This is a genomic window from Luteimonas sp. MC1750, from assembly GCF_016615955.1.
Classification (GTDB): Bacteria; Pseudomonadota; Gammaproteobacteria; order Xanthomonadales; family Xanthomonadaceae; genus Luteimonas.
In genome coordinates this window covers 2,717,859-2,743,622 of the sequence record NZ_CP067113.1, presented here as the reverse complement: position 1 = coordinate 2,743,622, position 25,764 = coordinate 2,717,859, and the positions used below count along the sequence as shown (strand labels likewise).

The 25,764-nt window shown below is 71.1% G+C and carries 24 protein-coding genes; 14 read left to right on the top strand and 10 right to left on the bottom strand.

Annotated elements, in window-relative coordinates:
- Window positions 1-2: 2 nt before the first annotated feature.
- Window positions 3-404, bottom strand: coding sequence for a hypothetical protein (locus tag JGR68_RS12860; RefSeq protein ID WP_199362420.1), 402 nt, complete (start codon window positions 402-404; stop codon window positions 3-5).
- Window positions 405-542: 138 nt separating this feature from the next.
- Between JGR68_RS12860 and JGR68_RS12855 the strand changes: the two genes are divergently transcribed.
- Window positions 543-1,436 carry a pirin family protein gene (locus JGR68_RS12855; protein WP_199362419.1) on the top strand — a complete coding sequence of 298 codons (894 nt, stop codon included), beginning with the start codon at window positions 543-545 and terminating at the stop codon, window positions 1,434-1,436.
- 46 nt (window positions 1,437-1,482) lie between these two features.
- Here JGR68_RS12855 and JGR68_RS12850 read toward each other — a convergent pair whose 3' ends face one another.
- The 3 genes from JGR68_RS12850 to JGR68_RS12840 are packed head-to-tail and all read right to left on the bottom strand — an operon-like array spanning window position 1,483 to window position 3,354.
- Complete coding sequence (locus JGR68_RS12850; protein ID WP_199362418.1) at window positions 1,483-2,046, bottom strand: YceI family protein; 564 nt, start codon at window positions 2,044-2,046, stop codon at window positions 1,483-1,485.
- A 1-nt stretch (window position 2,047) separates the two neighbouring features.
- The gene (locus JGR68_RS12845) at window positions 2,048-2,620 is read right to left on the bottom strand and encodes a cytochrome b (RefSeq protein WP_199362417.1); all 573 of its coding nucleotides are present in this window, start codon (window positions 2,618-2,620) and stop codon (window positions 2,048-2,050) included.
- A gap of 26 nt (window positions 2,621-2,646) precedes the next feature.
- Complete coding sequence (locus JGR68_RS12840) at window positions 2,647-3,354, bottom strand: pirin family protein (RefSeq protein ID WP_199362416.1); 708 nt, start codon at window positions 3,352-3,354, stop codon at window positions 2,647-2,649.
- Window positions 3,355-3,654: 300 nt separating this feature from the next.
- Here JGR68_RS12840 and JGR68_RS12835 point away from each other — a divergent pair, with 300 nt between their 5' ends.
- A complete protein-coding gene (locus JGR68_RS12835; RefSeq protein ID WP_199362415.1) occupies window positions 3,655-4,251 on the top strand; it encodes a YceI family protein in 597 nt (198 codons plus the stop codon).
- A 111-nt stretch (window positions 4,252-4,362) separates the two neighbouring features.
- Here JGR68_RS12835 and JGR68_RS12830 read toward each other — a convergent pair whose 3' ends face one another.
- Window positions 4,363-5,004 carry a TetR family transcriptional regulator gene (locus JGR68_RS12830; protein ID WP_199362414.1) on the bottom strand — a complete coding sequence of 214 codons (642 nt, stop codon included), beginning with the start codon at window positions 5,002-5,004 and terminating at the stop codon, window positions 4,363-4,365.
- Window positions 5,005-5,162: 158 nt separating this feature from the next.
- Here JGR68_RS12830 and JGR68_RS12825 point away from each other — a divergent pair, with 158 nt between their 5' ends.
- From JGR68_RS12825 to JGR68_RS12815, 3 genes are read left to right on the top strand one after another with little or no spacing between them, the layout of a single operon-like run.
- On the top strand, window positions 5,163-6,410 hold the full coding sequence (locus tag JGR68_RS12825; protein ID WP_199362413.1) for an efflux RND transporter periplasmic adaptor subunit: 1,248 nt from the start codon (window positions 5,163-5,165) through the stop codon (window positions 6,408-6,410).
- 9 nt (window positions 6,411-6,419) lie between these two features.
- Window positions 6,420-9,584, top strand: coding sequence for an efflux RND transporter permease subunit (locus JGR68_RS12820; RefSeq protein WP_199362412.1), 3,165 nt, complete (start codon window positions 6,420-6,422; stop codon window positions 9,582-9,584).
- On the top strand, window positions 9,577-11,040 hold the full coding sequence (locus JGR68_RS12815) for an efflux transporter outer membrane subunit (RefSeq protein WP_199362411.1): 1,464 nt from the start codon (window positions 9,577-9,579) through the stop codon (window positions 11,038-11,040). Before JGR68_RS12820 ends, JGR68_RS12815 begins: the two co-directional genes overlap by 8 nt.
- Here JGR68_RS12815 and JGR68_RS12810 read toward each other — a convergent pair whose 3' ends face one another.
- Window positions 11,041-12,291 (bottom strand): TerC family protein, encoded by a 1,251-nt coding sequence (locus tag JGR68_RS12810; RefSeq protein WP_199362410.1) that lies wholly within the window; start codon window positions 12,289-12,291, stop codon window positions 11,041-11,043.
- Between the two features lie 145 nt (window positions 12,292-12,436).
- Between JGR68_RS12810 and JGR68_RS12805 the strand changes: the two genes are divergently transcribed.
- The 6 genes from JGR68_RS12805 (at window position 12,437) to hemC (ending at window position 19,328) form a co-directional block, all read left to right on the top strand.
- Window positions 12,437-13,951: a glucan biosynthesis protein G gene (locus tag JGR68_RS12805; RefSeq protein ID WP_199362409.1), complete on the top strand. Its 1,515-nt coding sequence runs from the start codon at window positions 12,437-12,439 to the stop codon at window positions 13,949-13,951.
- A complete protein-coding gene (mdoH, locus tag JGR68_RS12800) occupies window positions 13,948-15,858 on the top strand; it encodes a glucans biosynthesis glucosyltransferase MdoH (RefSeq protein ID WP_234446521.1) in 1,911 nt (636 codons plus the stop codon). Before JGR68_RS12805 ends, mdoH begins: the two co-directional genes overlap by 4 nt.
- 62 nt (window positions 15,859-15,920) lie before the next feature.
- The gene (locus tag JGR68_RS12795) at window positions 15,921-16,589 is read left to right on the top strand and encodes an alpha/beta hydrolase (RefSeq protein WP_199362408.1); all 669 of its coding nucleotides are present in this window, start codon (window positions 15,921-15,923) and stop codon (window positions 16,587-16,589) included.
- Window positions 16,590-16,591: 2 nt separating this feature from the next.
- On the top strand, window positions 16,592-17,653 hold the full coding sequence (locus tag JGR68_RS12790) for a sensor histidine kinase (protein ID WP_199362407.1): 1,062 nt from the start codon (window positions 16,592-16,594) through the stop codon (window positions 17,651-17,653).
- On the top strand, window positions 17,650-18,381 hold the full coding sequence (locus JGR68_RS12785; RefSeq protein WP_199362406.1) for a LytTR family DNA-binding domain-containing protein: 732 nt from the start codon (window positions 17,650-17,652) through the stop codon (window positions 18,379-18,381). Before JGR68_RS12790 ends, JGR68_RS12785 begins: the two co-directional genes overlap by 4 nt.
- Window positions 18,382-18,404: 23 nt before the next feature.
- On the top strand, window positions 18,405-19,328 hold the full coding sequence (gene hemC / locus JGR68_RS12780; RefSeq protein WP_199362405.1) for a hydroxymethylbilane synthase: 924 nt from the start codon (window positions 18,405-18,407) through the stop codon (window positions 19,326-19,328).
- A gap of 117 nt (window positions 19,329-19,445) precedes the next feature.
- On the opposite strand, the gene JGR68_RS12775 is transcribed toward hemC, so the two are convergent.
- From JGR68_RS12775 to JGR68_RS12765, 3 genes are all read right to left on the bottom strand, one after another.
- Window positions 19,446-20,126, bottom strand: a complete 681-nt coding sequence (locus tag JGR68_RS12775) for a DUF481 domain-containing protein (RefSeq protein ID WP_199362404.1) — start codon at window positions 20,124-20,126, stop codon at window positions 19,446-19,448.
- Window positions 20,127-20,231: 105 nt separating this feature from the next.
- Entirely contained in the window at window positions 20,232-20,459 is a 228-nt protein-coding gene (locus tag JGR68_RS12770) for a hypothetical protein (protein WP_199362403.1), read from the bottom strand.
- Entirely contained in the window at window positions 20,456-22,369 is a 1,914-nt protein-coding gene (locus tag JGR68_RS12765; RefSeq protein ID WP_255531860.1) for an SLC13 family permease, read from the bottom strand. The genes JGR68_RS12770 and JGR68_RS12765 overlap by 4 nt, the downstream gene beginning before the upstream one ends.
- Here JGR68_RS12765 and JGR68_RS12760 point away from each other — a divergent pair.
- Complete coding sequence (locus tag JGR68_RS12760) at window positions 22,329-23,708, top strand: FAD/NAD(P)-binding protein (protein ID WP_199362401.1); 1,380 nt, start codon at window positions 22,329-22,331, stop codon at window positions 23,706-23,708. The genes JGR68_RS12765 and JGR68_RS12760 overlap by 41 nt on opposite strands.
- 7 nt (window positions 23,709-23,715) lie before the next feature.
- On the top strand, window positions 23,716-24,684 hold the full coding sequence (locus JGR68_RS12755; protein WP_199362400.1) for a YafY family protein: 969 nt from the start codon (window positions 23,716-23,718) through the stop codon (window positions 24,682-24,684).
- A 15-nt stretch (window positions 24,685-24,699) separates the two neighbouring features.
- Here the strand turns inward: JGR68_RS12755 and JGR68_RS12750 are convergent, their stop codons facing one another.
- The gene (locus JGR68_RS12750) at window positions 24,700-25,338 is read right to left on the bottom strand and encodes a lipocalin family protein (protein ID WP_199362399.1); all 639 of its coding nucleotides are present in this window, start codon (window positions 25,336-25,338) and stop codon (window positions 24,700-24,702) included.
- Between the two features lie 117 nt (window positions 25,339-25,455).
- On the opposite strand from JGR68_RS12750, the gene JGR68_RS12745 reads away from it, so the two are divergent.
- A complete protein-coding gene (locus tag JGR68_RS12745) occupies window positions 25,456-25,713 on the top strand; it encodes a hypothetical protein (RefSeq protein ID WP_199362398.1) in 258 nt (85 codons plus the stop codon).
- Window positions 25,714-25,764: the final 51 nt, after the last annotated feature.

Below are 25,764 nucleotides of genomic sequence, written 5' to 3'. Positions count from 1 at the left end.
TGCTACCTGCAGCGTCTGTACGTGTACGCGCGCTCTCCGTTGGTGATCGTCAGCGCGTCGCCCCGCAGGACATAGATGTCGGCCTCGCCTTGGATCTCTTCGGGGGCGATGTCGGAGATCGTCACCACGCGCCAGGCCATCGGCGACTCCGCGATCGGCTTGATCGACCGCACCGTGTCGTTGTTCTCGTACCCGTGCAGCACGGCCGGGGTGATCTGGATGCGCATGTCGCTGTCCGACGGGCCATCGTCGACGCAGGCCAATGGGTAGGCGTCCCAGACCCCCAGCATTTCCGCGGGAAACCGCGGCTGACCCGGGGCAGGGTCTGCGGCCGAGGCGAGCAAGGGCGTCGACAGCAGCAGGGTGATCGCGAGCCGTGGGCAGATACGCATGACGTCCTCCATGACATTCAATCGTCCGCCGAGCCTAGCACCGCCACGGCCGCGCGCAGAAGTCGGTGTTCGCCGCGTATCGCCGGCCGCTTCGGGACCGCGGGATCGGTGCGATAGTCGTCGTCCGCGACCGAGCGCCGGAGAGCCGCCATGATCGAACTCGTCATTCCGCAGCGCCGCCGTGACCTTGGCGCGTTCGAGGTCGGCCGCGTGCTGCCGTTCGCGAAGCGGCGCATGGTCGGGCCCTACATCTTCTTCGACCGCATGGGGCCGAAGGCGATCGCACCGGGCCTGCCGCTGGAGGCGGACGTGCGTCCGCATCCGCACATCGGCCTGTCGACGATCACCTACCTGTTCCACGGCGAGATCATGCATCGCGACAGCCTCGCCTCCGAGCAGGCGATCCGCCCGGGCGAGGTCAACTGGATGACCGCGGGGCGGGGCATCACGCACTCGGAACGCTTCGAGGAGCTGCGCGCGCATGGCGGGCCGCTCGACGGGATCCAGGCCTGGGTGGCGCTGCCCGACGGGCGCGAGGAGATCGATCCCGGGTTCTGGCACTACGGCAGCGAGGCGCTGCCGGTGTTCGACGGCGACGGCATCGTGGGTCGGCTGATCGCGGGGCGGCTGGCCGGGGTCGAGTCGCCGGTCAGGGTCGATTCGCCGCAGTTCTACGTGCACTGGCAGCTGCGCGGCGGGTCGCGCGCGTCCCTTCCGGCGGAGTACAGCGAGCGGGCCGTCTACGTGGCCGATGGCAGCGTGGAGGTGGATGGCCAGCGCGTTGAGGCCGGCAGCATGGCCGTGCTCGCGCCCGGTCGCGCGGCCACGGTGGCCGCACGCGGGGACGCGGTGGTCATGGCGCTCGGTGGCGAGCCGGTCGGGCCGCGCCACATCGACTGGAACTTCGTCTCGTCCTCGAAGGAGCGCATCGCGCAGGCCCGCGCCGACTGGGCGGCGGGGCGCATGAAGCTGCCGGACCTGGACGACGGCGAGTTCATTCCGCTGCCGCCAGCCTTCGGCGCGGCGCCGGAGCCGATGTCCTGAGCCACGCCGCCGGTCCCATCGCGGGACGCGGCCGGCGGCTGCCTGGTCAGGGGGCCGGGCGGAACGTCACCTTCGTCGAGATCGCGACGTCGTCCGGGATGATCGAGACATCGCCCCAGTCCCCGGCCCCGACGCCGAAGTCCAGGCGCTTCACCGTCGCCCGCCCCTGAAGCACCGGATTGGCGCCGGGCGTCCAGGTGAAGGCCAGCGCCACCGGCTTCTTCACCCCACGCAGCTCCAGCGTGCCGTCGGCGACGTAGCGGTTGTCGCCCAGGCTGCGGAAGCCGCTCGCGGTGTAGCGGGCGGTGGCGAACCGCGCGACGTTGAAGAAGTCGGCGGTCCCGAGGGTGCTGTCGCGGTCGCCGTTCTTCGTGTCGGCGGTGGTGAGCGGGATGGTGACGTCGAGCTTCGCGGCCTGCGGCGCCGCGGGATCGAAGCTCAGCGAGGTGCTGAAGCCGGGGAACAGGCCGACGAAGGTCTCGCCCTGGTATTCACTGGCGAAGCTCAGCGCGCCCGATGCCTGGACGTAGTCGGCGGCCAGGGCGGGCGTGGCGAAAGCGGCGAGGCCGGCGGCCAGCGCCAGCGGAAAGGTACGGTTGCGAATGCCCATGTCAGTTCTCCGGGTTGGGGGCGTGGGCACGGCGCGCGGGGAGCATGCGGCGCAGCGTGTCGTCGCCCTGGAACAGGTGGTGGTAGAAGGCGGCGCCGGCATGCGCCAGCACCAGGAGCAGCAGCAGCCAGAAGCCGTATTCGTGCACGGCGATCGCGGTCGCGGCCAGCTCCTCGCTGCGCCCGGCGATCGCCGGCAGGTTGAACTGCTTGAACCACTGCAGCGGATAGCCGGACGCCGAGTTGAACACCCAGCCGCTGACCGGGATCGCGAACAGCAGCGCGTACATCGCCCAGTGGGTGGTCGAGGCGATGCGCGCCTGCCACGTCGGCGTGCCGGCAACCGGTGCCGGGGCGCCGGCGAACAGGCGCCAGGTCAGGCGCAGCGCGACCAGCGCCAGCAGGGTCAGCCCCAGCGACTTGTGCAGCGCGTAGGCATTGATCTTCGCCGGCGTGGGCGGCATGTCGACCATCGTGAGGCCCAGCCAGGCCATCCAGCCGATCAGGCCCACGATCGCCCAGTGCAGCAGCATGCTGATGGGGCCCCAGCGATCGGAAGGGTTGCGCAGTTGCATGGCGTGGCTCCGTCTTGAGGGTGGGATTATCCGAGACGCGGCAGGTCGAAGACGAGGATCTCGGCGCCGTCGCCGCGCTCGATGTCCACGCGCGGCTCGTCGGCGTACAGCAGGGCGTCGCCGGCGGACAGGCTCCTGCCGTTGACCATGGCCTGGCCGCGCGCCATGTGCACATAGGCGAGGCGGCCGGGGCCGATGTCCAGCGCCGCGGCTTCGTCGCCGTCGAACAGGCCTGCGTACATGCGCGCATCCTGCTGCAGGCGCACCGAACCGTCATCGCCACCGGGACTCGCGACCAGGCGCAGGCGCCCGCGCTTGTCGGCTTCGGGATACGCCTTCTGCTCGTAGCCGGGCTGGATGCCCATCGTGTCCGGGATGATCCAGATCTGCAGGAAATGCGTGGTCCGGTCGGCTTCGTGGTTGTACTCGGAATGGGTGACGCCGCTGCCGGCGCTCATGCGCTGCACGTCGCCCGGCACGATGCTGGCGGCGTTGCCCATCGAGTCCTTGTGCGCCAGGCTGCCCTCGAGCACGTAGCTGATGATCTCCATGTCCCGATGGCTGTGGGCACCGAAGCCCTGGCCGGCCTGCACGCGGTCTTCGTTGATGACACGCAAGGGCCCCCAATGCATGTGGGCGGGATCGCGATAGTCGGCGAAGGAGAAGCTGTGCCAGGACTCGAGCCAGCCGTGGCTGGCGTGGCCGCGTTCGCTGGCGGGGCGCAGGGTGATCATGGAATGGCTCCGGTAACTGGGCGGGGATGCCGCGGTGGAGCCAGTCTGATTGTGCTAGCTTTCGGGATAAACAAGCATGAAAGGACATCATTGTTCTATAAATGCCGCTAAAGATAGTTTCAGCAGGTGAATTCCGCAGTAGATGCACCAATCCGCTGTTGTTCTGAAAATGTGACCATTCGTTCCAAAAGAGGTGTATGCAAAGTCAATAATGGAACGATACCCTGTGCTCCTGGTCGGCGCGGCCTGTCCCGCCGGCCTCCCAGCATTCACCACCCATGCCTACCTTCCGGAGTTCCGATGAACATCAACCGCCTGTCCCGCGGCGTCCTCGCCGCCGCCCTCCTCACCGCTTCGGCCTACGCCCTGGCCGCGCCGGTCACCTACACCATGGACCCGGCCCATACCGACGTGGTCGCGCAGTGGAGCCACTTCGGTTTCTCCAACCCGATCGCGCACTTCGGCCAGGTCGAGGGCACGATCACCTATGACCCGGACAACGTCGCCGCCTCGAAGGTCGAGGTCGTGATGCCGCTGGCCGGGCTGTCCTCCCACGTCAAGGCGTTCGACGAGCACCTGCGCAGTGCCGATTTCTTCGACGCGGAGAAGTTCCCGCAGGCGACCTTCAAGAGCACCTCGGTCGAAGCCGCGGGCGAGGGCAAGCTCAAGGTCACCGGCGACCTGACGATCAAGGACATCACCAGGCCGGTGGTGCTCGACGCCACGATCAACAAGGTCGGCAGCAACCCGATGACCCAGCAGCCGGCCGCCGGCTTCGACGCCGTGGCCACCATCAAGCGCACGGAGTTCGGCCTGGGCATGTACGCGCCGAACGTCAGCGACGAGGTCCAGCTGCGCATCACCACCGAGGCTTCGGTCCCCAAGCAGGACAAGTAAGCCCCCCAGCGCGCGCGAAACCGGCGCGCCTCCGAAGGCCGCCGCACGGGATGCGGCGGCCTTCTGCCGTCCGCGCCATGGACGTCGACCCGGTGCCTCGCGGACCTCGGGTCAGTCCGTGGCGTCCAGGTGGGACGGGTCGCGCGCGACTGCCCGCAGCGCAAGGTCGACGGCCGCCAGGCCGTCGCGTTCCAGGTCGATGTGCCCGGGATCCAGCAGGAACATGCGCAGGGCCCCCGAGATCACGAAGTGCAGGGTGCGCGCGCAGCTCTCGGCGGCCATGCCCTCGCGCAGCTGGCCGAGCACCTCGGCGCGCGCGAACGCGGCGGAAATCCGCGCGTGCGTCTGCCGCATGCCGCTCTGCCGAAGGCGGCTGATCATGTCGCCCTTGGCGGCAACCTCGCAGCGCAGTTCGATCACTTCCAACGCGTTGCGCACGCGCTCCACCTTGCTCAGGTCGGCGAACGAGGTGTGCAGCAGCTCGCGCAGGTCGCGGAGCGGCGTGGTGCCGTCGGCACGCGACACGCGCTCCAGGCCATGGAAGAAGGGCACGCTGACCCGGTTGACCATGGCCTCCAGCACTTCGTCCTTGTTCTTGAAGTGCCAGTAGACCGCGCCGCGGGTCACGCCGGCACGGGCGGCGATGGCCTCCAGGCTGGTGCGCGACAGGCCGTGCTCCAGGAAGCAGTCCTCCGCCGCGTCGAGGATGTCCTCGCGCGTTTCCTGTGCGTCTTCTTTCGTCCTGCGCGCCATCTCAGTGTTCCAGTGATAGGCCGGATCCGGCCTTTGACAAACATACATTCATGTATGTATATTACACCTCATTCCTCTGTACGCCCAGTGCCGACCCGCGGTCCGCGGATCACGCGCATCTGGGCGTGCTCCTTTTTCAAGCTTCGACAAGGCCTTCCATGACCACGATCCGCGTCCTACCCCTGCTTGCCGTGCTCTCACTCGCCCTCGCCGCCTGCGGTGGCGGACAGCAGGGCGGCGAGCCTCCGAAGCCTGCGGTGACCGTGGCAACCCTGTCCGCGCAGCCGGTCACGCTGTCGCGCGAGCTGCCCGGCCGCACCAGCGCCTGGCTCGTGGCCGAAGTGCGCCCGCAGGTCAACGGCCTCGTGGCCAAGCGCCTGTTCACCGAAGGCGCGATGGTGGAAGCGGGGCAGCCGCTGTACCAGATCGACGACGCCACTTATCGCGCCGCGGCCAACAGCGCGCGCGCCCAGCTCAGCCGCGCCGAAGCGACGCGCACCGCCGCGCGCCTGACCGCCAACCGCACCGCCGAACTGGTGAAGGTGTCCGCGGTCAGCAAGCAGGACCACGACAACGCCACCGCCGCCTTGGCCCAGGCCGAGGCCGAGGTCGGCGCCGCGCGCGCGGCCCTGGATGCCGCCAACGTGACCCTGGGACATGCACGCATCACCTCTCCCATCAACGGCCGCATCGGCAAGTCCAGCGTGACACAGGGCGCCCTGGTGACCGCCAACCAGCCGGCGCCGCTGGCGACCGTGCAGCAGCTCGACCCGATCCACGTCGACCTGACCCAGTCCAGCGCGGAGCTGCTGGACCTGCGCCGCGCGCTGGCCGAAGGCCGGCTGGAGCGTCCCGAAGCCATGCCGGTGACCATCCTGCTGGAAGACGGCAGCCGCTTCGCCCACGCGGGCGTGCTGAAGTTTTCCGAAGTCGCGGTCGACCCCACGACGGGCAGCTTCTCGTTGCGCGTCGAGGTGCCCAATCCCGACCACGTGCTGATGCCCGGCATGTACGTCCGCGCCGCGCTCGGCAGCGGGGTGCGCCAGGACGCGGTGCTGGTGCCGCAGCGCGGCATCGCGCGCGACCCGAAGGGCAACACCTCGGCGATGGTGGTCAATGCCCAGGGCGTGGTCGAACAGCGCCCGGTCGTGGTCGGCCAGGCCATCGGCGACCAGTGGCTGGTGGAGTCGGGTCTCGCGGCCGGCGACCGCGTCGTGGTCGAGGGCCTGCAGAAGATCCAGCCCGGCGCCGAAGTCGAGGTGACCGCCGAGATGGCGCAGAAGCCTGCGGCGGGCCAGGCGCCTGCGCCTGCGGCCGCGGCTGCAGCCGCGAACATCGCCGATGCGGCCGATGCCGCCGACCCCGCCGGCACCGCCGGTGCGACCACCGACGCAGTGCAGGAGTAAGGGCGCGCCATGGCACGTTTCTTCATTGACCGACCCATCTTCGCGTGGGTCATCGCGATCATCATCATGCTGGCCGGTGCGCTGTCGATCACCAGCCTGCCGGTGTCGATGTATCCCACCGTGGCGCCGCCGAGCGTCGAGATCCGCGCGATGTACCCGGGTGCCTCCGCCCAGGTGCTGGAGGACTCGGTGACCCAGGTCATCGAGCAGAACATGAAGGGGCTCGACGGGCTGATGTACTTCTCGGCGCAGTCGTCCTCGAACGGCTTCGCCACCGTCACCCTGACCTTCGAGAGCGGCACCGACGCCGACATCGCCCAGGTGCAGGTGCAGAACAAGCTGCAGCTGGCGATGCCGCTGCTGCCGCAGGAAGTGCAGCGCCAGGGCATCAACGTGTCCAAGTCCACGTCGAGCTTCCTCGCGGTGATCGGCTTCGTCTCCGAGGACGGCAGCATGGACCGCAACGACATCGCCGACTACGTTGGTGCCAACGTCGTCGATCCGCTGAGCCGCGTCGCGGGCGTGGGCAACATCCAGGTGTTCGGCTCCAAGTACGCGATGCGGATCTGGCTGGATCCGGGCAAGCTGCATACCTATGCGCTGTCGATCCCGGAGGTCACCGCCGCCATCCGCGCGCAGAACGCGCAGGTCGCGATCGGCCAGCTCGGCGGCACGCCGGCGATCGACGGCCAGGAGCTCAACGCCACCATCAACGCGCAGGACCGCCTGCAGACGCCTGAGCAGTTCCGCGACGTCATCGTGCGCAGCAACCCCGATGGCTCGCTGCTGCGCCTGGGCGACATCGCGCGCGTCGAACTCGGCGCAGAAACCTACGACTTCGTCAGCCAGTACAACCGCCAGGACGCCACCGGCGTCGCGATCTCGCTGTCCACCGGCGCCAACGCGCTGGATACCCGCCAGGGCGTGCAGCAGGCGCTCGACGACCTCGAGCCCTACTTTCCCGCGGGCCTGAAGGCGGTCGTCCCCTTCGACACCACGCCCTTCGTGCAGGTCTCGATCAAGAACGTGGTCGTGACCCTGATCGAGGCGATCGTGCTCGTGTTCCTGGTGATGTACCTCTTCCTGCAGAACTTCCGCGCCACCCTCATCCCGACGATCGCGGTGCCGGTGGTGCTGCTGGGCACCTTCGCCGTGCTCGCCGCGCTGGGCTTCTCGATCAACATGCTGACCATGTTCGCGATGGTGCTGGCGATCGGCCTGCTGGTCGACGACGCCATCGTGGTGGTGGAAAACGTCGAGCGCATCATGAGCGAGGAGGGGTTGTCGCCGCTCGAGGCCACGCGCAAGTCCATGGACCAGATCACCGGCGCCCTGGTCGGCATCGGCCTGGTGCTGTCGGCGGTGTTCGTGCCGATGGCCTTCATGAGCGGCTCGACCGGCGTGATCTACCGGCAGTTCTCGGCGACGATCGTGTCGGCGATGCTGCTGTCGGTGGTGGTCGCGATCGTGCTGACACCCGCGCTGTGCGCGACCATGCTCAAGCCGCTGGAGAAGGGCGAGCACCACGACAGCGGCAAGGGCCCCATCGCGCGCTTCTTCCGCTGGTTCAACCGCAAGTTCGAGAGCACCAGCCGCCGCTACCAGGGCAAGGTCAAGGCGATCATCACCCGGCCGGGCCGCTACATGGCGATCTTCGCCGTGCTGGTGGCGCTGATGGGCGTGCTGTTCGCGCGCCTGCCCAGTTCCTTCCTGCCCAACGAGGACCAGGGCGTGCTGATGGCGCTGGTGTCGACGCCCGTGGGCGCGACCCAGGAGCGTACGCTGGAAGCGCTGGCGCACCTGGAGAACCACTTCCTCGAGAACGAATCCGAGGTGGTCGAATCGGTCATGGCCGTGCAGGGCTTCAGCTTCGCCGGCATGGGCCAGAACGCGGGCATGGCCTTCATCAAGCTCAAGGACTGGAGCGAGCGCCCGGACGCCGACCAGCAGGCGGGCGCGGTGGCCGGCCGCGGCATGGCCGCGATGAGCCAGGTAAAGGACGCAATGATCTTTACCTTCCCGCCCCCGGCGATGCCGGAACTCGGCATCGGTGCCGGCTACACCTTCTTCCTGAAGGACAACGCCGGCCTGGGCCACGAGGCGCTGCTCGGCGCGCGCAACCAGCTGCTCGGCCTGGCCGCGCAGAGCGAACTGCTGGCCAACGTGCGCCCCAACGGGCAGGAAGACACCCCGCAGCTGCGCCTCGACATCGACAATGCCAGGGCCGGTGCGCTTGGCCTGTCGGTGGACGCCATCACCGGCACGCTTTCGGCGGGCTGGGGCAGCCAGTACATCGACGACTTCATCGACCGCGGCCGCGTGAAGCGCGTCTACATCCAGGCCGATGCGCCCTTCCGCATGACGCCGGAGGACTTCCAGCTCTGGTCGGTCAAGAACATCCGGGGCGAGATGGTGCCGTTCTCCGCGTTCGCCACCATGCACTGGGACTATGGCTCGCCGCGCCTTGAGCGCTACAACGGCGTCTCGTCGATGGAGATCCAGGGTGAGGCGGCGCCGGGCGTGGCCTCGGGCGACGCGATGATCGAGATCGAGAAGCTGGTCGCGCAGCTCCCCGCCGGCATCGGCATGGAGTGGACGGCGCTGTCCTACCAGGAGCGCGAGGCGGGCGCGCAGACGCCGCTGCTGTACGCGCTGTCGCTGCTGATCGTGTTCCTGTGCCTGGCCGCGCTGTACGAAAGCTGGACGGTGCCGACCGCGGTGCTGCTGGTGGCCCCGCTGGGCATCCTCGGCGCGGTGCTGGCCAACACCTTCCGCGGCATGGAGCGCGACGTGTACTTCCAGGTGGCCATGCTCACCACGGTGGGCCTGACCAGCAAGAACGCGATCCTGATCGTGGAGTTCGCCAAGGCCAACGTCGACCAGGGCATGGAGCTGATCGAGGGCACGATGCAGGCCGTCCGCGACCGCCTGCGCCCGATCATCATGACCTCGCTGGCCTTCGGCCTGGGCGTGCTGCCGCTGGCGATCGCCACCGGCGCGGGCTCCGGCGCGCAGCGCGCGATCGGGACCGGCGTGGTCGGCGGCATGCTCGTGGGCACGCTGCTGGGCGTGTTCTTCATCCCGCTGTTCTTCGTGGTGATCCAGAAGATGTTCGGCGGCAAGGCCAAGGCCGGCGAACAGCCTGCGGCGGCGGGAGTGATCGAACATGAGTAAGCACGCGCGCCTCGCGCTGGCCCTGGCGGCGGCCCTCGCCGCCAGCGGCTGCGCCACCCTGGTGCCGGCGACGCCGCAGGCGCAGGCCGGTATCCCGGCCGCCTGGCCGATGCCGGAAACGACGCCGGCAGAGGTGGTTCCGGTTGTCGCCGGATCGAGCCACGTCACGGCCGCGCTGCCGATGGCCGACATCGGCTGGCGCGACTTCTTCGCCGACCCGCGACTGGAGCAGGTCGTGGCGCTGGCGCTGGACAACAACCGCGACCTGCGCGTGGCGATCCTCAACGTCGAGCGCGCGCGCGCGCAGTACCGCATCCGGCGTGCAGACCGCCTGCCCTCCATCGGTGCCGAGGCGATGATGGAGCGCGTGGGCGGCGACATCCCGGTGGGCGAGACCTACACCGCGGGCGTCGGCCTTGCCGCGTTCGAACTCGACCTGTTCGGCCGCGTGCGCAACCTGAGCGAGGCGGCGCTGCAGCAGTACCTCGCCACCGAAGAGGCGCAGCGTGCCGCGCAGCTGTCGCTGGTGGCGGAAGTCGCCGGCGCCTGGCTGGCGCTGGCCGCCGACCAGGAGCAGCTGCAGCTGTCGCAGCAGGCGCTCGACACCTACCTGCAGACGCTGGACCTGACCACCCGGCGCCTCGAGCTGGGCGCGACCTCCGCGCTCGAGATGGAGCAGGTGCGCACCCAGGTCGCGACCGCACGCACCGACGTCGAACGCCTCAAGGGCCAGGTCGCGCGCGACCGCAACGCGCTCGACCTGCTGGCCGGCACGCAGCTGGACGCCTCGCTGCTGCCCGCGGCTGACGCCCGCGTCGCACCGGTCACCGGCATCGCGGCGCTGCCCGCCGGCCTGGATGCGCGTGTCCTCCTGCGCCGTCCCGACGTGATGGCCGCCGAGCACCGCCTGGTGGCCGCCAGCGCCGACATCGGTGCCGCGCGCGCGGCGTTCTTCCCGTCGATCTCGCTGACCGGAAGCATCGGTTCGGCCAGCGACGCGCTGTCGGGCCTGTTCGACGGCGGCACGCGGGTCTGGAGCTTCATGCCGCGGATCAACCTGCCGATCTTCCAGGGCGGGCGGCTGAAGGCTGCGTTCGGTATGGCCGAGGCCGACCGCGACATCGCGCTGGCGCAGTACGAACAGGCCATCCAGTCCGGTTTCCGCGAGGTGGCCGATGCGTTGGTGCAGGCCGATTCGCTGGCCAGGCAGGTGGCCGCGCAGCAGGACCTCGTCGACGCGGCGACGCGCGCCGAGTCCCTCGCCGAGTTGCGCTTCGAAGCCGGCGTCGACAGCTACCTCACCCGGCTCGACGCCCAGCGCACGCTGTACGCGGCGCAGCAGGCGCTGGTGGCCACGCGCCTGGCCCAGCAGGCCAACCGCGTCACGCTGTACCGCGTGCTGGGCGGCGGCTGGCGCGAGGACAGCGCCCCGCTCGTGCAGGCCCCGGCCGGCTGATCAGGCCGGGTCGCCGGCCTCGTCGGGCGTCGGCACGGGCAGGTCCAGCCGGCAGTCCGACGGCGGCTGGCCGGTCGCCTCGGCGTGCGCCGCACAGGCGCGCTGCAGGTCGGCCTGCAGCACGTCGGCGTGTCTGACCATGGCCTTGAACCGCGGCTCCAGGCCCTCCACGCGCGTCCACGCGGCGCGCAGGTCGGCAAAGGCGTCGCGGCGCTGGATCGCGGTCGCGCGCGGCGACAGGTCGAGGTAGCCGGCGATGCGGTTGCGCAGGCCCGACACCGCGACCCTGGCCTTGCCGCGCGGGCTCGAGAGCGATGCCACGACGGTGACGGCGAGGATGCCGACGATCACCACCAGCGAACTCCAGGTGCTGATCTCGATCACCGGCACCGGTTCGCCGTCGTTGATGAAGGGCAGGTTGTTCTCGTGCAGCGCGTGCAGCACCAGCTTCACGCCGATGAAGCCCAGGATCGCCGCCAGCCCCAGCGACAGGTAGACCAGGCGTTCGAGCAGGCCGCCGACCAGGAAGTACAGCTGGCGCAGGCCGAGCAGCGAGAACGCGGTCGCGGTGAACACGATGAAGACGTTCTGGGTCAGCCCGAAGATCGCCGGGATCGAATCGAAGGCGAACAGGATGTCGGTGCCGCCGATCGCCAGCATCACCAGCAGCATCGGCGTCAGCGCGCGCTTGCCCTGGTAGGTGGTGAACAGCCGGTCGCCGTCGTAGTGCGGGCTGGAGTGGAACATCCTGCGCACGATCCGCACCACGATGTTCGGCTTGTCCTCGCTGTGGTCGTCGGGCGCCAGCAGGTTGCCCGCGGTCACCAGCAGCGCCAGGCCGAAGAGGTAGAACACCCAGGAGAAGCGCTCGATCAGCGCCGCGCCCAGCAGGATGAACACCGTGCGCGCGATGAGCGCGAAGGTGATGCCGAACAGCAGCACCTTCTGCTGGTCCTCGCGCGGCACCTTGAAGCTGGCCATGATCACCAGGAAGACGAAGACGTTGTCGATAGACAGCGCCTTCTCGGTGATGTAGCCCGAGAAGTACTCGGCGCCCATGTCGGCGCCACCCCAGGTCCAGACCGCGACGCCGAACAGCAGGGCGATGCCGACGTAGAGGGCGGACCAGACCGCCGCCTCGCGCAGCGTGGGCGCGTGCGCCTTGCGCACGTGGAAGAAGTAGTCGAACGCCAGCAGGCCGATGATCAGGGCGATCGTGGCTTCCCAGACAAGGGGGGTGGTGGTCGGCATCGGGATCCCGGCGAGGACGGCGCGGCAGGATCGCACGCGCCGCGTCGCGCGCATGTCACGCCGCGGGCGCGATCGTTAGCGAGGCGTGAGCAAGGCGCCCGCTCGCGCGCTATATTCCGCGCGTTCCCCGCCCACGGCATCCCCCTTGCATCGAAGAGAACTCCTGCTGGCAGGCCTGTCACTGCCGGTGGCCCTGGCGCTGCCCGCCGGATCCCGCGCGGCGACGGCTGCCGGCGAGGCCTTCGACGCGGGCACCGTGCCGGCGCTGGCCCGGGCGCTCGCGGCCGCGCCCTACCGCGCTCCGTCGCGCGCCCTTCCGGACGCGCTTGCAGGCCTCGGCTACGACCGCTACCGCGATTACCGCTACCGGCCGGATCGCGCGCTCTGGCACGGCCAGGGGCGGGGTTTCGAGGCCCAGTTCTTCCATCGCGGCTACATGTTCCTGGACCGCGTGGACATGCACGTGGTCGAAGGCGGGCGCAGCCGGCCGTTCCCGTACGCGACCGGCCTGTTCCGCTTCGAGCACGGCGTTCCGGCGCCGCCGGCCGGGCGGGACATCGGCTTCGCCGGCTTCCGCCTCCACGGCGCCGTGCACCAGGCCGGCACCCTCGACGAGATCGCGGCGTTCCTGGGCGCCAGCTATTTCCGCGCGGTCGCACGCGGGCTGGGCTATGGGCTCTCGGCGCGCGGGCTGGCGCTGGGCAGCGGCGACCCGGGGGCCGAGGAGTTCCCGGTGTTCCGTGCCTTCTGGCTGGAGACGCCGGCCCCCGGCGCCGCCGAGGCCGTGGTGCATGCGCTGCTGGACTCGCCCAGCGTCGCCGGCGCCTTCCGCTTCGCCATCACCGCGGGCGCGGACACCGTGTTCGACGTCGATGCCCGCCTGTATCCGCGGGTCGAGCTCGCGACCGCCGGCATCGCGCCCCTGACCAGCATGTACGAGTTCGACGCCCACGATCGCGCGGGCATCGACGATCCGCGGCCCGCGGTGCACGACTCCGACGGCCTGGCGCTGTGGCTGGGCAGTGGCGAGGAGGCGTGGCGTCCGCTGCGCAATCCGCGCCATGTCGAGCACAGCGGGTTCCAGGACCGGGATCCACATGGCTTCGGTCTGATGCAGCGCAAGCGCCGCTTCGAGGACTACCAGGACCTCGAGGCCGGCTACGAGAAGCGCCCCGGCTGCCGGGTGGAACCGCTCGACCCCTGGGGCGAGGGGGAGGTGCACCTGGTCGAGATCCCGACCGCGAACGAGTACGCCGACAACATCGTCGCCTTCTGGCGTCCGCGTGCGCCGCTGGCACCAGGCCGCGAGCACCGCTTCCGCTACCGCCTGCACTGGTCGGACGGACAGGCGTGGATGCCGGGTCTCGCGCGCGTGGTCGCGACGCGCAGCGGAACGCTCGATGGCGCGCCGGGGCGGCAGTACCTGGTCGACTTCGTCGGCGACCGGCTGCCGCAGGGCGATGGCGCGGTGCGCGTGCAGGCATCGGCGAACGCGGGCGAGCTCCGCAATGCCACCGCCTACCGCAACCCCGCCACCGGCGGCTGGCGCGTGGGGCTGGAACTGCTGCCGGGCGACGCCGCGGCGGTGGAGCTGCGTCTCTGGCTCGAGGGTGACGCCGGGCGCCTGTCCGAGACCTGGCTGTCGCGGTGGACGCCGTGACCGGAGATCCCCTGGCACCGCGCGCGGCTCCGCTGCACGCCCTCCCACCGCTGCCGCCGGAGTGTCCGCTGCCGATGCCGGTGCAGGCGCTGGGTCGTGGCCGGATCGCCAATCCGCCGCGCCCGACCACGCCCCCGAACATGGCCTGGCGCCGGTTCGGCGTGATCGGCGGCGTGGTGCTGCTGACCCTCGTCGCGACCTACCAGATGTGGTGGCTGCTGCGCGGCGACGGCATCGACGTGCTGGAAGGGCTGCTGCTGGTGCTGTTCGTGGCGCTGTTCGCGTGGATCGTGCAGGCCTTCGTCGGCGCGATCGCGGGCTTCGTCCTGCTGCTGCAGCGCCGGCCGCTGCGCATGGGCATGCACGCCGATGGCCCGCTGCCTGCGCTGTCCACGCCGACCGCGCTGCTGGTGCCGATCTACAACGAAGATCCCGCGCGGCTGATGGCGGGCATCCAGGCGATGCACGAATCGCTGGACGCCACCGGCCAGCTGGAGCGCTTCGACGTCTTCGTCCTGAGCGACAGCCGCAGGCCGGAGATCCAGGCGGCGGAGGCCGAGGCCTTCGTCGCGCTGCGCGGGCGGCTGGGTGCGAACGCGCGCGTCCACTACCGGCTGCGCCAGGACAACCACGAGCGCAAGGCGGGCAACATCGCCGACTGGGTCCGGCGCTGGGGCGGGGCCTGGCCGCAGTTCCTGATCCTCGACGCCGACAGCGTGATGTCGGGCGAGACCCTGGTGCGCCTGGCCGCGGCGATGGAGCGCCACGAGGACGTCGCGCTGATCCAGACGCTGCCGGTGATCGTCAACGGCAATACGCTGTTCGCGCGCATGCAGCAGTTCGCCGGCCGCGTGTACGGGCCGGTCATCGCCTATGGGGTGGCCTGGTGGCACGGCGCGGAGAGCAACTACTGGGGCCACAACGCGATGGTCCGTACGCGCGCCTTCGCCGGGTGTGCCGGATTGCCGGAGCTGCGAGGGGTGAAGCCCTTCGCCGGCACCGTGCTGAGCCATGACTTCGTCGAGGCGGCGCTGATGCGCCGCGGTGGCTGGGCGCTGCACATGATCCCGGGGCTGGGCGGCAGCTACGAGGAAGGCCCGCCGTCGCTCACCGACATGCTGGTGCGCGACCGGCGCTGGTGCCAGGGCAACCTGCAGCACGGCGCCGTGCTGCCCGCGCGTGGCCTGCACTGGGTCAGCCGCTGGCACCTGATGATCGGCATCGGCCACTACTTCACCGCGCCGATGTGGGCGATGCTGATGATCGTCGGCGTCTCGATCCCGCTGCTGCATGCAGGATTCAGCTGGGGACACTTTTCGCTCGAGGGCTTCACCCCGACCGCCTGGTGGCGCGAGCAGGACGGCGACCGGTTCATCGCCGTCTTCGTGGTGACGATGTTCATGCTGCTGTCGCCGAAGCTGATGGGATGGCTGGCGACGGTCAGTGATCCGGCGATGCGCCGCGGCTGTGGCGGGGCGCTGCGCGTCTTCGTCGGCATGCTGCTGGAGACCCTGCTGGCCGCGCTGATGGCGCCGGTGACGATGTGGGTGCAGTCGCGCGGCGTGGCCGAAGTCCTGGCGGGCAAGGATTCCGGATGGGAAGCGCAGCGGCGCGACGATGGCGTCCTGCCATTGCGCGAACTGGTGCGGCTGTACGGCGGGCTGACGCTCGCCGGCGTCGTGGCCGCGGTCGCCGCGTGGATGGTCTCGCCCGCGCTGCTGGCGTGGATGTCGCCGGTGGTCCTGGGCCTGCTGCTGTCGATCCCGATCGTCGCGCTGGGGGCATCGCCGGCGGCGGGGCGGTGGTTGCGGACGCGGGGCATCTTCCTGACCCCCGAGGAGTGCGCGCCGCCGCCGGTCCTGGTGCGCGCGACCGAGCTGCGCTCGCCGGGCACGAACGGGAACTGACGTCCCCCGGGGAGCCCCGGCCGGGCCATGCATAATGGCTCGCCACGTCCACGAGGGTTGCCATGCTGCTGGAATGCATCGAGCGCGAGACCGGGCCCGACCCGTCCTGGAGCATCCTCTGGCTGCACGGCCTGGGCGCCGACGGCAACGACTTCGTGCCGATCGTGCCCGAGCTGCTGCGTCCCGGCTGGCCCGCGCTGCGCTTCGTCTTCCCGCATGCGCCGGTGCGGCCGGTGACGATCAACAACGGCGTGCCGATGCGCGCCTGGTACGACATCGTCGACGTCGACCTGGCCAACCGGGCCGACGAGGGCGGCGTGCTGCAGTCGGTGGAGCAGGTCGAGGCGCTCATCGCACGGGAAGTCGAGCGCGGCGTCGCGCGCGAGCGCATCGTGCTGGCCGGCTTCTCCCAGGGCGGCGCCGTCACCCTGGCCATCGGGCTGCGCAGCGCCGCGCCGCTGGGTGGACTTGTCGCGCTGTCGACCTACGTGCCATCGGCGGGCAAGTCGCGACAGGTGCTGGTCGAGGGCGCTGCGCGCCAGCCGGTCTTCATGGCCCACGGCAGCCAGGATCCGGTGGTGCCGTTCCAGGCCGGCCAGCAGAGCGCCGCCCTGCTGCGAGAGCTGGGGTTCGACGTCGACTGGCATGCCTACCCGATGCCGCATTCGGTCTGCGCCGAGGAGATCCGCGACCTCGGCGACTGGCTGGCGCGGCGGTTCGCCGCGGGCTGAGCATGGGCGAGCGCGCCGCCGACGAGCCCTGGCTGCCGGACCTGTGCCGGCTGCCGCGGCTGGCGGCCATGCTCGGCATCGCCCAGCTGGTGGTGGTGGTCGTGGTGCTGGTCCCTGATGCCGGCGCGCACTGGGATCTCGAGCGCGCGCTGTCCACCAGTGGATTCGCGCTGTGGATGGCGCTGTCGGTGTCGGTGCTGCTGTGCATTTCCCGCCGCGGCCTGTCCCGCCTTCCCCAGCGGACCGGTGCGCTGCTCGCGGTGGGGCTGGCCGCGGCCGTGGCCGCGATCGTGGCCGGGATCGTGCATGCGCTGTTCGCGAGCGTGGGAGGCGCGGACCAGTGGCCTTCCGCGATGCGCTTCGTCACCGGCTCCGCCGGCGTGGTCACCCTGATCACGGCGCTGGCGCTGCGCTATTTCTACGTGATCGACCGTTGGCAGGCCCAGCTCGCCGCACACGCGCGCGCCGAGGCCGATGCGCTGCAGGCGCGCATCCGTCCGCATTTCCTGTTCAACAGCATGAACATGATCGCCAGCCTGCTGCGCCGCGATCCCGAAGTGGCCGAACGCGCCGTGCTCGACCTGTCCGACCTGTTCCGCGCCGCGCTGGGCGCAGGCGAGGACGACTCGTCGCTGGCCGAGGAAGTGCGCCTGTCCGAGCACTACCTCGGCATCGAGCAGCTGCGGCTGGGCGAGCGCCTGCGGGTCGAATGGCAGCGTGTCGAACCGCTGCCGTGGGACCTGCCGATGCCGCGCCTGGTGCTGCAGCCGCTGCTCGAGAACGCCGTGCTGCACGGCATTTCGCGCCTGCCGGAAGGCGGCGCCGTGCAGATCACCCTGCAGGTCGAGGACGACAGGCTGCGGATCAAGGTCCGCAATCCCTCGCTGGCGCCCGATGCGCCGGACGCCCCGGGCGTGCACGGCGCCGGCCATGCCCAGCGCAGCATCGCCCACCGCCTGGGCTATGCCTTCGGCCCGCGTGCGCGCATGGCCTGCGGCTGGGACGGGGGCTACTATGCCTGCGAGCTGGAGCTGCCGCTGGGGAGCGGGAGGAGGACCGCATGAGGGTGGTCATCGCCGACGACGAGCCGCTGGCCCGCGAGCGCCTGCGCAGCCTGCTGGGCGTGCATCCGGACATCGAAGTGGTGGCCGAGGCCGGCGACGGCCGCGCCGCGCTGCAGGCCTGCGCCGAGCACGAGCCCGACCTGGTGCTGCTCGACATCGCCATGCCCGGGATCGACGGCCTCGAAGCCGCGCGCCACCTGGCCGCCTTCGAACCGCGGCCGGCGGTGGTGTTCTGCACCGCCTACGACGCCCACGCGCTGTCGGCCTTCGACGCCGCCGCCGTCGACTACCTGGTCAAGCCGGTGCGCGCCGAACGCCTGCAGGCCGCGCTCGACCGCGTGCGCACCTTCAATGCCGGCCTCGTGCGCAGCCGCGTCGAAGGCGGCGACGGCAAGCGCCGCACGCACCTGTGCGCACGGCTGCGCGGCAGCCTGCGCCTGATTCCGATCGAGGACATCCACTATCTCCAGGCCGACGAGAAGTACGTCGTCGTGCACCACGCCCGGGGGGAGGACCTGATCGAGGAATCGCTGAAGTCGTTGGAGGAGGAGTTCGGCGACCGCTTCCTGCGCATCCACCGCAACTGCCTGGTGGCGCGCCACGAGCTGGTCGAGCTGCGCCGCGACCCGGAAGGCCATGTCCACGCCATCCTGCGCCATGGACGCGAGCCGCTGGAGGTCAGCCGCCGCTGCGTGGCGCCGCTGCGCGAGGCGCTGCGGCAGTTTTGACGGGGGTCGGGGATAATCCCCGCATGACCCGCCTCCGCATCGCCACCCGCAAGAGCCCGCTCGCCCTCTGGCAGAGCGAACACGTCGCCGCCCTGCTGCGCGCCGCGCACCCCGGCCTCGAGGTCGGACTGGTGCCCATGTCCACGCGCGGCGACGAGGTGCTGGACCGCTCGCTGTCGGCGATCGGCGGCAAGGGCCTGTTCCTGAAGGAGCTCGAGCTCGCCATGCTGCGCGGCGAGGCCGACTGCGCGGTGCACTCGCTCAAGGACGTGCCGATGCAGGTCGACGCGCCGTTCGCGCTGCCGGCGTTCCTGGCCCGCGCGGATCATGCCGATGCCTTCATCAGCAGCCAGTTCGCGACCTTCGACGCGCTGCCGCCGGGCGCCTGCGTCGGCACCTCGTCGCTGCGCCGGCAGGCGCAGCTGCGCGCGCTGCGCCCGGACCTGGAGATCCGCGACCTGCGCGGCAACGTCAACACCCGCCTGGCCAAGCTGGACGCCGGCGAGTACGACGCGATCATCCTCGCCTGCGCCGGCCTGCAGCGGCTGGGGCTCGGGGATCGCATCCGCGCCCGCCTCGATGCGCCCACCTGGCTGCCCGCGCCCGCGCAGGGCGTGATCGCGATCGAGTGCCGGGAAGACGATGCCGCGGTGATGGACCTGTGCCGGGCACTCGACCATGCGCCCACGCGCACCTGCGCCGGGGCCGAACGTGCGCTCAACCTCGCGCTGCACGGCAGCTGCCACGTGCCGGTGGCGGCGTTCGCGCGGCTCGATGGCGACGCGCTGCACCTGGAAGGGCTGGTCGGCTCGGCCAGCGACGGGCGCGCGGTGCGGGCGGAAGCCCGCGGGCCGGCGTCGGAGCCGGACGCGCTCGGGCGCGCGGTCGCGGCCAAACTGCTCGACGCCGGCGCCGGCGAATTCCTCCCGGGCCCCGACGTCCTGTAGGAGCGGCTACAGCCGCGATCGCCCTTGCCGGGTCAGTCCATCGCACCGTGGATCGCGGCTGTAGCCGCTCCTACAGGACGTCGAAGCCAGGACGTCGGGCAGCCGGTCCCGCACGGGCTAGAAGCGGTAGCGCAGGTTGACCGAACCCTCGGTGTCGGTGGCGCCATCGCCGCCGTTGCCGGCGCTGTCGTGGCGCAGCTCGAAGTTCGACTGCAGGGTCCACTGCGGCTGCAGCTGCAGGTCCAGGCCGATCACCTGGCGGGTGGTGGTATTGAAGCGGCCGGCCTCGACCAGGATGTTCTGGGTCAGCCGGGCGCGCTCGGCGATGGTCTGGCGCAGCTCCACGCGACCGCGCGCGATCGGTCCTTCCATCGCCGTGCCGTGGTCGGCGTACGGCTGCAGGCGGTAGCCGGTGCCGAACTCGAGGCGCACGTTGGTGTCGGGCGTGCGCACGGCCTCGTAGCCGAAGCCGGCGGTGAAGCGCGAGTGGCTGCCGTGGTTGACCCGCCAGTCGCGGCGCGTGGCCGGGGAATACAGCGGGTAGCGGCGCGCGGCGATCGCCGGCAGCCGGATATTCGCCAGCGGGTCGACGCTGCCCGGCACCTTCGGCTGGTCGATGCGGGTGAAGCGGTTGGGTTCGCGCCAGCCCGCGTCCTCGCACACCAGCCGGTAGCACGGTCGCTTCAGCTCCGCGCGACCGGCCGCCAGCGCGAACACCGCCGGCTCGACCGGGGATTCGGGCAAGGGCGCGATGAACACGGGTGGGGCGGCGAGCGCGAGCCAGAGGGCCGCAAGCATGCTGGGTTCCAACGTAAACGGTTGCATCGCCATTATCCGCGCTGCCCGCGGCGGTTCAAAGGCGCGGGCAGCGGTCCGGTTCAGGAAGCGCGGCGCGATCGCGCGTCAGGGCAGTTCGCGGTGACGCAGGCGACCGCTGCCGAACAGCGCGACGCCGAGGGAAACCACCAGCCCCAGGGCGGCCCGCCAGCGCGGCGACGGCGCATCGAAGGCGCCCAGCGGAGTCGGTGCCGGCATGATCGAAGGATCGACCAGCGCCCATGCGCAGGCCACCACGCCGGCGATGCCGCCGAGCACCATCAGCACGCCGACGATGCGCCGCAGGGCGTTCATGCGTGGAACGGGAAATAGCGCGGGATCAGCACCACCGCCATCGTGATGAAGATGATGTTGAGTGGCAGCCCCACCTTGACGAAATCCTGGAACCGGTAGCCGCCGGCGGCATAGACCATCGTGTTGGTCTGGTAGCTGATCGGCGTGGCGAAGCTGGTGGACGCGGCAAACGCCACCGCCACCAGGAACGGCTTGCTGTCGAGGCCGAGCGACTCCGCGGTCGCGATCGCGATCGGCACCACCAGGGCGGCGGAGGCGTTGTTGCTCATCACCTCGGTCAGCAGCGAGGTCATGATGTAGATCACCGCCAGCGTGGCCACCGGGCCGAGTCCGCCGACCAGGCCGATCGAGAAGTCCGCGATCAGCGCAGCGGCACCGCTGTTCTGCAGGGCGATGCCCAGCGGCAGCACGCCGGCCAGCAGCAGCACCACGCGCCAGTCGATCGCGGCGTAGGCCTCCTCGGGCTTGAGCACGCGCAGCAGCAGCAGCATGCAGCAGCCGATGATGGCCGAGGCGACGATGCTCATCAGGCCGGCCGCGGCCACCGCCACCACGGCGGTGAGGATGCCCAGCGCCATCAGCGAGCGGCGCAGCGAGGTGCGCGTCTGCTCGCGCTCGCCCATCACCACCAGCCCGGGATCGGCGCGCATCAGGTCGAGCGCGCTTTCCGGGGCGTCGAGCAGCAGGACGTCGCCCACCGCCAGCGGCACCTGGTCGAGCCGCTGCCGGATCGCCAGCCGGTGGCGGTGCAGCCCCTGCACGCGGGCGCGGTACATGTGCGCGAAGCGCACGTCCGCCAGCGAGTGGCCGATCAGGTGCGAACCGGGCGCGACCATCGCTTCGGCGTGCACGCGGCCGTCTTCGTCGTCGCCTTCGAGGTCGAGGTCGGTCGCCACCTGGTCGAACGCCAGCTTGAGCTTGCGGCGCGCCTGCTCGACGTCGTTCCAGTTGCCGCGCACCAGCAGGCGGTCGCCGGGTTCGATCACGCCGTCGCGCGGCGAAGCCAGCGCGCCGCCGCCGCGGAAGATCTCCAGCACCACCACGTCGCCGCTGTCGGCAGGCAGCAACTCGGCGCCGCGACGGCCGACCGCACCGGACTTCCCGGGCACCAGCAGCTCGACCACGTAGCGCCCGGCATGGCCGCTGTCGGCCTGGTGGGGCACGCCGAGGTCGGGCAGCAGGAAGATGCGCGCGATCATCATGTAGACGACGCCGGCCGCGACGAAGAGGATGCCGAGCTCGCTGAACTCGAAGATGGTGAATCCCGCGTGCCCGGCCTGGCGCGCCATCGAATCCACCAGCAGGTTGGTCGAGGTGCCGATCAGCGTGCAGACGCCGCCGAACTGGGCCGCGTAGGACAGGGGAATCAGGAACTTCGACGGCGGCAGGTTGTTGGCCACGGCCGCGGCGATGATCAGCGGCAGGAACACGGCCACCGCGGCGGTATTGTTGATGAAGGCCGACACCGCCGCGGTGAGCAGCATCATCACCAGCGCCAGCAGCCAGCCCCAGCGGATGCGCGCGATCGCCTCGCCGAGGCGGTTGAGCGAGCCACTGTGCTGCAGTCCGGCGCTGAGCACGAACATCGCCGCCACGGTCACCGTGGCCGGGCTGCTGAAACCGGAGAGGGCTTCCTCGGTGCTGACCAGCCGCAGCGTGAGCAGCGCGGCCAGGGACAGCATCGCCACCACTTCGGGCGGCATCTTCTCGCTGACGAACAGCGCCACCGCGCCGGCAAGTACGAGAAACGTCAGCAGCATGTCTGGGGTCATGGGCGAGGCGCAGGGTAACGCACCGACCCGCACGGATGTGGATGCATCACGTGCGCCGGGGGATACTGGCGACTGTCCGGCGCTGTTTGGGGATCGCGTGACCAGTCCAGTTCCTTCGCGGGTCGACGTGGCCGTCATCGGCGGCGGCGCGAGCGGCACCCTCGTGGCGGCGCACCTGCTCGGCGCCGGGGCCGCGCCGCTGTCGGTCGCCCTGGTCCAGGCGGACGCGGCGGTCGGGGAAGGCGTGGCCTATGCCACGCGGCGTCCGGAGCACCTGCTCAACGTGCGCGCCGCGGGCATGAGCGCGCTGGACGCGAACCCGGGCGATTTCGTCGGCTTCCTCCAGTCGCTGCCCGCGCATGCCGGCGACGACCCGGCCGCGCTGGGCGCGCGCTTCCTGCCGCGCCAGACCTACGCCGGCTATCTCGCGGCGCTGCTCGACGGGCGACCCGGGCGCGCGCGGCTGCAGCAGGTGGTGGACCCCGCCGTGGACGTCTCGCCGGCCGATGGCAGCTACCTCGTCGAGCTCGCCTCGGGACAGCGGCTGCAGGCCAGGACGGTGGTGCTGGCGGTGGGCAACCGGCCGGCGCGGCTGCCGCTGCCGGCGCCGGGCGCGGCTGCGGTCGGCGCGGTGGAGGCCTGGGACTACCCGGCGATCGCCGCCATCGCCCCGGATGCCGACGTCGCCATTCTCGGCGCCGGCCTGAGCATGGTCGACGTGGTGCTGAGCCTGGTCGCCAACGACCATCGCGGTCGCATCACCTCGCTGTCGCGACGCGGCCTGGTCCCGCTGCCGCACGCGGCGCCGGCGCCTCCGGCCGCGGCCGACATCCCGGCCCTGCTGGCCATGGGGCTGGCCGCGCGGACCCGCGCGCTGCGCGCGCTGGCGGCCCACGAAGAGGCGCACGGACGCCCGTGGCAGGGCGCGCTGGATGCGCTGCGCCCGCACGTGCAGGCGCTCTGGACCAGCCTGGACGCGACGGCGCAGGCGCGCTTCCTGCGCCACCTGGTGCGGCACTGGGACGTCCATCGCCACCGCATCGCACCCGAGGTCGCGGCGCAGCTGGACGCGGCGACCGCCGCCGGCCAGCTGCAGCGGCTGGCCGGACACCTGGTTGCCATCGAGCCGGGTGCCCGTACCGCCATCGCCTGGCGTCCGCGCGGCCGCGACGTGGTCGAGCGCTTCGAGGCCGACGTCGTGGTCAACGCCCTTGGCATGGAGAAGCGGATCGACCGCGGCAGCGGCCTGCTGGCTGGACTCTGCGCGCGCGGCCTGCTGCGCCCCGGCCCGCACGGCATGGGCGCCGCCACCGTGGGCGAGGGCGTTCCGCTGGACGCCGCGGGGGCGCCGGTCCCGGGGCTGTGGACGCTGGGCACGCTGCGCATCGGCGACCTCTGGGAGACCATCGCCATGCCCGAGCTGCGCGGCCAGGCGCGGCGCGTGGCCGACGCCGTGCGCGCGCATCTGGGGCCATAATCCGGCCATGGACCGATACGAGCGCATCCTCTCGCTGCACCGCATCCTCAGCTCCTCGCGCTACCCGGTCACGGTGGCGAGGCTGCAGGACGAGCTCGGCTGTTCGCGCGCCACGGTCTATCGCGACGTCGCCTTCCTCCGCGACGGGCTGATGGCACCGATCATCGGCGACGGCGAGTCCGGCATCCGCTACGACAGCGAGGACAGTGGCCGCTTCGAGCTTCCCGGACTGTGGCTGAGTTCGGAGGAGCTGCACGCGCTGCTGGCCGCGCAGCAGCTGCTGTCGCGCAGCGGCGGCGGCGTGCTGTCCTCGGCGCTGGCGCCGCTGCAGTCGCGGATCGAGAAGCTGCTCAGCGAGCACGCCAGCGGCAAGGAATGGCCGGTCGAGCGCGTGCGGGTGATCCCGCACCGGACCCGCCACCTGGACGAGCACGTGTTCCGCAGCGTGTGTTCGGCGGTGCTGGGACGCAAGCGCCTGGCCTTCGACTACCGCGCGCGCTCCACCGACGAGAAGACCCGGCGCACGGTGTCGCCGCAGCGCATCACCCACTACCGCGACAACTGGTACCTCGATGCCTGGGACCACGAGCGCGAGGGCCTGCGCAGCTTCTCGGTCGACCGCATCGCGCAGGCGCGCGGGCTCGACCAGCCTGCGATCGACGTCGACGAGTCCGAACTCGACCGCCATCTCGGCGGCGGCTACGGGATCTTCTCCGGCGCACCCAAGGGCGTGGCGACGATCCTGTTCAGTGCCAAGGCCGCGCGCTGGGTCGCCGACGAGCACTGGCATTCGCAGCAGCAGGGCCGCTACCTGCCCGACGGGCGCTACGAACTCAAGGTGCCCTACAGCGCACCGCGCGAGCTGCTGATGGACGTGCTGCACTACGGCAGCGACGCCGAAATCACCGAGCCCCAGTCTCTGCGCGAGCAGGCGCGCGCCCTGCTGTCGCTGGCGATGTCGAACTACGAGCGCTGAGGCGGCGCGGCGGCTTCAGCGCCCGGACGAAGGCACGGCGGCCGGTTCGAAGCCCAGCCGTCCTTCCTGCTCCGGGACCTGCGGCACGCGGCGCAGCCGGTCGGTGTTGACGCCATGGCCGCGCATGCGGCGTTCCAGTTCGAGGTAGGCCTCGTCGGCCACCACCTGCGCACGGGTCAGGATCCAGGCGTGGTCGCGGTCCTCGGCATCGAGCAGCAGCCAGCTGCCGTCGTCGGCCGCCTCCAGCACCCGCAGCGTCGTCGGCAGCACGCGCCAGGCGCGCAGCTTCCAGACGCGGCCACCCGGGCCGCCACGCCGCGCGACGCTGGCGTCGGATTCCAGCGCTTCGGAAAACCCGTCGCGCCAGCTGCGGAGCACTTCGACCTTCGACTCGCCGTCGGCCCTGAAGCGGATGCGCGAGGCCACCCGGCCGCGCTCGCCGAACCAGGGCACGTGCGCGGCCACGTGCCAGTCACCCATCAGCGTGTCGATCGGAAGCATGGCCACGTGCTGCCCGCTGTCGCCGGCGTCCTCGGCGCGCCCCTCGCGGGGGCCGCCGAACATCGAGCAGCCGGCAAGCAGCAGGCACCCGGCCAGCAGGCACAGCGTGCGCAGGATGTCGGGGCGGGCGAGGGCTCGGAAGGGTCGGGTCATGGGCGGGTTCGGGGCGCCGCGGCAGCCTGCCTGCGGCACGGCGAAGGGGGCGTCAACACGATCGCAGTCCGTGAGATGGGGCATCCGCAGGCTGAGCCGACATTCTGGAGGCCCATCATGACAGTACGCAGCTACGCCGTGTCCCGGCGGTTTCCCGCCGTGTTCCCGCCGGCGCACGCCGGCGCCAATGCCGCACCCGACTGGGCCGGGCGCGTGGTCCTCGCGCTGGCCTTCCTGGCGGTGGTCGCGATGCTCTCGCTGCCGGACGCGCGCTCGGCCAGCGCCACCTTCGGCCTGCTGCCGCTGTGGCTCGCGGGCCTGCCGGCCACCGCGGGGCTCGCGCTGGCCGCGACCCGGCGCCGCGCGACCGGCTGAGCGCGGGTTCCGGACACGACCTTCGGCCCGCGGGCCGGGCCGGGTGCTGTG

What these genes read in the sequence shown, in the direction of transcription:
- JGR68_RS12860 (WP_199362420.1), bottom strand. Translation starts at nt 404, where the DNA reads ATGGAGGACGTCATGCGTATCTGCCCACGGCTCGCGATCACCCTGCTG.
- JGR68_RS12855 (WP_199362419.1), top strand. Translation starts at nt 543, where the DNA reads ATGATCGAACTCGTCATTCCGCAGCGCCGCCGTGACCTTGGCGCGTTC.
- JGR68_RS12850 (WP_199362418.1), bottom strand. Translation starts at nt 2,046, where the DNA reads ATGGGCATTCGCAACCGTACCTTTCCGCTGGCGCTGGCCGCCGGCCTC.
- JGR68_RS12845 (WP_199362417.1), bottom strand. Translation starts at nt 2,620, where the DNA reads ATGCAACTGCGCAACCCTTCCGATCGCTGGGGCCCCATCAGCATGCTG.
- JGR68_RS12840 (WP_199362416.1), bottom strand. Translation starts at nt 3,354, where the DNA reads ATGATCACCCTGCGCCCCGCCAGCGAACGCGGCCACGCCAGCCACGGC.
- JGR68_RS12835 (WP_199362415.1), top strand. Translation starts at nt 3,655, where the DNA reads ATGAACATCAACCGCCTGTCCCGCGGCGTCCTCGCCGCCGCCCTCCTC.
- JGR68_RS12830 (WP_199362414.1), bottom strand. Translation starts at nt 5,004, where the DNA reads ATGGCGCGCAGGACGAAAGAAGACGCACAGGAAACGCGCGAGGACATC.
- JGR68_RS12825 (WP_199362413.1), top strand. Translation starts at nt 5,163, where the DNA reads ATGACCACGATCCGCGTCCTACCCCTGCTTGCCGTGCTCTCACTCGCC.
- JGR68_RS12820 (WP_199362412.1), top strand. Translation starts at nt 6,420, where the DNA reads ATGGCACGTTTCTTCATTGACCGACCCATCTTCGCGTGGGTCATCGCG.
- JGR68_RS12815 (WP_199362411.1), top strand. Translation starts at nt 9,577, where the DNA reads ATGAGTAAGCACGCGCGCCTCGCGCTGGCCCTGGCGGCGGCCCTCGCC.
- JGR68_RS12810 (WP_199362410.1), bottom strand. Translation starts at nt 12,291, where the DNA reads ATGCCGACCACCACCCCCCTTGTCTGGGAAGCCACGATCGCCCTGATC.
- JGR68_RS12795 (WP_199362408.1), top strand. Translation starts at nt 15,921, where the DNA reads ATGCTGCTGGAATGCATCGAGCGCGAGACCGGGCCCGACCCGTCCTGG.
- JGR68_RS12790 (WP_199362407.1), top strand. Translation starts at nt 16,592, where the DNA reads ATGGGCGAGCGCGCCGCCGACGAGCCCTGGCTGCCGGACCTGTGCCGG.
- JGR68_RS12785 (WP_199362406.1), top strand. Translation starts at nt 17,650, where the DNA reads ATGAGGGTGGTCATCGCCGACGACGAGCCGCTGGCCCGCGAGCGCCTG.
- hemC (WP_199362405.1), top strand. Translation starts at nt 18,405, where the DNA reads ATGACCCGCCTCCGCATCGCCACCCGCAAGAGCCCGCTCGCCCTCTGG.
- JGR68_RS12775 (WP_199362404.1), bottom strand. Translation starts at nt 20,126, where the DNA reads ATGCTTGCGGCCCTCTGGCTCGCGCTCGCCGCCCCACCCGTGTTCATC.
- JGR68_RS12770 (WP_199362403.1), bottom strand. Translation starts at nt 20,459, where the DNA reads ATGAACGCCCTGCGGCGCATCGTCGGCGTGCTGATGGTGCTCGGCGGC.
- JGR68_RS12765 (WP_255531860.1), bottom strand. Translation starts at nt 22,369, where the DNA reads ATGACGGCCACGTCGACCCGCGAAGGAACTGGACTGGTCACGCGATCC.
- JGR68_RS12755 (WP_199362400.1), top strand. Translation starts at nt 23,716, where the DNA reads ATGGACCGATACGAGCGCATCCTCTCGCTGCACCGCATCCTCAGCTCC.
- JGR68_RS12750 (WP_199362399.1), bottom strand. Translation starts at nt 25,338, where the DNA reads ATGACCCGACCCTTCCGAGCCCTCGCCCGCCCCGACATCCTGCGCACG.
- JGR68_RS12745 (WP_199362398.1), top strand. Translation starts at nt 25,456, where the DNA reads ATGACAGTACGCAGCTACGCCGTGTCCCGGCGGTTTCCCGCCGTGTTC.